Below are 3814 nucleotides of genomic sequence, written 5' to 3'. Positions count from 1 at the left end.
GTCCCGACTCCACGCGCGCGGACTCGGCGCGGGCCGACTCGCTGCGGCGCGCCGCCAGCGCCTCGGCGGCGCGCGCCAGCGCGGTGGCGCGCTCGCTCGGGCGCGGCGGGCCGACGGTGCTGGAGGCGATCGGCGTCGACCGGCTGCGGCTGTCGACCGTGGGCGCCGCGGTGGGGGTGACGTGGCCGCGCCGCGTGGTGCCGACGACGCTCTACGCGGTGCACGCCGACTACGGCGAGGTCGCGCGCGGGGTGCGGCTGCTGTTCGAGACCACGTACTGGCGCTCGCGCTACACCGACGCCGCGGTGCGCGGGCTGGAGCGCGCCGTCTCGGCGGCGGCGGGGGGCGCGCCGGTGCGTCTCGACCGGATCCGGACCTCCGACCTGTCGCTCGGCACCGACCTGCGGTGGTTCCCGCGCGAGCGGCGCGCGGCGCGGCGGGGGGCGCGCGGCGACGCGGCGGCGATCCGCCCGTTCCTCGGCGGCGGGGTCGCGGTGCATCTTCTCGACATCGAGGGGGTGCCGATCAACGACACCTTCGTCGAGCAGACGCTGGACGGCGTGGCGCTCGGCGTCGCCGCCGCCGCCGGGGCCGACGCGACGCTCTTCCCGAACGTGACCCTCACGATGCACGCACGGTACGACCTGTTCGGCGGCGCCCACTTCGCGTCGCTGCGCGCGGGCGCCTACTACCGCTTCGACGCCGGCGCGCCGGGGAGGGGCCGGTGAGCGAGCCGCTCCGCCTCGCCGTCGCCGGCTGCGGCGCCATCGCGCAGCTGGCGCACCTGCCGGTGCTGTCGAAGATGCGCGGCGTGCGGCTGGTCGCGCTGTGCGACAACGACGCCGCGCGCGCCCGCGCGCTCGCCGACCGCTTCGACGTCCCCGACGTGTTCACCGACCTCGAGGAGCTGCTCGAGTCGGACGTGGTGGACGGGCTGATCGTGGCGACACCGAACCACCTGCACGAGCCGCACGTGCTGAGCGCGCTCAAGGCCGGCGTCGACGTGCTGTGCGAGCGCCCGCTGGCGCTGACGACGCGCGGCGTCGAGCGCGTCCTGGCGGCGGCGCAGAAGGGGGGGCGCCGCGTGCTGGTGGGGAACAACCACCGCTTCCGCAGCGACGTGCAGGCGCTGGCGCGCTTCGTCGGGACGGGGGAGCTCGGGCGCATCGTGGGCGTGCGGGCGGGCGCGTACGCGCCGCGCGCGCCGCAGGGGTGGCGCCAGCGCCGCGCCGAGGCCGGCGGCGGCGCCTTCCTGGAGCAGGGCTTCAACCTGCTCGACCTCGCGATGTGGCTCGCGAACTTCGCCGAGCCGACGCGCCTCTCGGCGATCATGACGCGCGGCCGCGGCGCCAACGCGGTCGAGGAGACGATGCTCGTCGCGCTGGAGCTCGAGGGCGACGTGTCGGTGGGGATCGACGTGTCGTGGGCGTACGTCGGGGAGCGCGAGCGCAGCTGGTTCGAGGTGCTGGGCACGCGCGGCAGCGCGCGCCTCGCCCCGCTGCGCGTGGTGAAGGAGCTGAACGGGCGTCCGGTGGACGTGTCGCCGGGCGGCGCGTCGGCGCGCGACAGCGCGTTCCTGCAGTCGTACCGCGCGCAGCTGGCGCACTTCGTCGCCGTGCTGCGCGGCGAGACGCCGTACGAGCCCCCGTCCGACCAGGTGACGGTGGCGCGCCTGCTCGAGACGATCTATCGGGCGGCCGACGACCGCAAAGAGATCCGTCTGTGAGGCGCCTGCTGCTCGGCGCCGCGGCCGCCGACGCGGCAGGCGCCGGGGCGCGGCTCACGGAGTCGGCGCTGCGCGGGGGCGCCGCGGCCGCGTCGCAGGGGCCGCCGGCGCCCACCGCGGCCGACGTCGCGGCGGCGGCGGGGATGCGCGTCTACCTGATGACGATCGGGCAGGGCGACCTGGTGTGGGAGCGGTTCGGGCACAACGCGATCCGCATCGTCGACCCGGCGCGCGGGACCGACCTCGCGTACAACTGGGGGATGTTCGACTTCGCGCAGCCGAACTTCCTGAGCCGCTTCCTCACGGGCGACACGCGCTACTGGATGGAGCCGATCGACGCGCGCGCGATGGCCGACCACTACGGCACGGTGGAGCGGCGGCGCGTCGTGCTGCAGGAGCTGGCGCTGACCGACGCGCAGAAGGCGGGGCTCCGCGCGTTCGTCGACTGGAACGCGCGCGAGGCGAACCGCTACTACCGCTACGACTACTACCGCGACAACTGCTCGACGCGGGTGCGCGACGCGATCGACCGCGCGACCGGCGGCGTGCTGCGCGGCGCGCTGCGCGGCGCGCCGACCGGCACGTCGTACCGCTCGCACACGCGGCGGCTGGTGGCGGGGGACGCGGCGACGTACACCGGGATCCAGCTCGCCCTCGGGCACCCCGCCGACGCGCCGATCGACGCGTGGGAGGAGAGCTTCGTCCCGATGCGGCTGGCCGCGCACGTGGAGCGCGTCCGCGTCCCGGGGCCCGACGGCACGCCGCGCCCGCTGGTCGTGCGCACCGATACCGTGCACGCGGTCGCCGACCGCGACGCCGAACGGACCCGGGCGCCGAGCTACGCGCTCGGCTACGGGCTCGCGGGGCTGGCGCTGGGCGGGGCGCTGCTGGCGCTCGGACGCGCGGGCGCCGCCGGGCGCCGCGGGGGCGACGCCGGGTTCGCGGTGCTGGCCGGCCTGTGGACGCTGGTGACCGGGCTCGCCGGGACCGCGCTGCTGCTCGCGGGGACGGTGACGCGGCACGTCTTCATGGGGCGCAACGTGAACCTGCTGGCCGTCAGCCCGCTGGCGCTGCTGCTGTTCGTCCTGCTGCTGCTCGCGGTGGGCTTCCGCCGCCCGGAGCCTCGCGCGCGGTGGAGCGGGCGCGCCGCGACGGTGGCCGCGGTGCTGGCGGGGGCCACGGCGCTCGGCGCGCTGCTGACGGTGGTGCCGGGGATCGGCCAGCGGAGCACCGAGCTGTTCGCGCTGCTCCTGCCGGCGCACGGCGCGCTCTGGTGGGCGCTGCGCGGGCGGCGCGCCGCCGCGTGAGCCTGGCCGCGTGAGCGCGCTCTCGGTCGGCGTCGACGTCGGCGGCACCTTCACCGACCTCGCCGCGGTCGCGGAGGACGGCGCGGTGCGCATCGCCAAGGTGCTCACCCGCCCGCGGGACCAGAGCGAGGGGGTGCTCGACGCCCTCGACGCGCTGGGCGAGCCCGGCGCGCGCGTCGGGCGGCTGGTGCACGGCACGACGGCGGTCACCAACCTGCTGCTGGAGCGCACGGGCGCGCGCGTGGTGCTGTGCGCGACCGAGGGCCACACCGACGTGCTGCACCTGCGCCGGCAGGACCGCGCGTCGCTCTACGACCTGTCGGCGCACCACCCGGCGCCGCTGGTGGCGCGCGGCGACGCGGTCGCGGTCCCCGAGCGCATGGCGCCCGACGGCGTCGTGCGGGCGCTCGACGGCGAGGGCGTCGCGCGCACGATCGCGGCGGTGCGCGCGCTGGCGTCCGAGGCGGTCGCGGTGTCGCTCCTCCACGCGTACGCGCACGACGCGCACGAGCGCGCGCTGGCCGACGCGCTCGTGGCGGCCCTCCCCGACGTGGACGTGGTGCGGTCGGGCGACGTGCACCCCGAGATCCGCGAGTACGAGCGCACCTCGACGACGGTGGCCGAGGCGTACGCGCGCCCGCGCGTGCGGCGCTACCTCGAGCGCCTGGGCGGGCGGCTGGCGGAGCGCGGCTTCCCCGCGCCCGGCGTGATGACGTCGGGGGGCGGCGTGGGCGCGGCCGCCGAGGCGTCGCGGTCGGCGGCGTCGATGGCCCTCAGCGGG

Annotated in this window: 4 protein-coding genes; all 4 read left to right on the top strand. The window is 77.5% G+C overall.

From position 1 onward, the window contains the following. Positions 1-728 (top strand): hypothetical protein (locus PYV61_RS22215; RefSeq protein WP_275835791.1); only part of this gene is annotated, 728 nt, incomplete at its 5' end. Further along, on the top strand, positions 725-1726 hold the full coding sequence (locus PYV61_RS22210; protein WP_275835789.1) for a Gfo/Idh/MocA family oxidoreductase: 1002 nt from the start codon (positions 725-727) through the stop codon (positions 1724-1726). The genes PYV61_RS22215 and PYV61_RS22210, both read left to right, overlap by 4 nt. Then, positions 1723-3033 carry a DUF4105 domain-containing protein gene (locus tag PYV61_RS22205; protein ID WP_275835786.1) on the top strand — a complete coding sequence of 437 codons (1311 nt, stop codon included), beginning with the start codon at positions 1723-1725 and terminating at the stop codon, positions 3031-3033. Before PYV61_RS22210 ends, PYV61_RS22205 begins: the two co-directional genes overlap by 4 nt. A gap of 10 nt (positions 3034-3043) precedes the next feature. Beyond that, a partial coding sequence (locus PYV61_RS22200) for a hydantoinase/oxoprolinase N-terminal domain-containing protein (RefSeq protein ID WP_275835784.1) occupies positions 3044-3814 on the top strand: 771 nt, incomplete at its 3' end.

Source organism: Roseisolibacter sp. H3M3-2 (genome assembly GCF_029211165.1).
Taxonomy (GTDB): Bacteria; Gemmatimonadota; Gemmatimonadetes; order Gemmatimonadales; family Gemmatimonadaceae; genus Roseisolibacter.
Note: the sequence above shows the minus strand (reverse complement) of the source record. Positions and strands in the feature narration are given on the sequence as shown.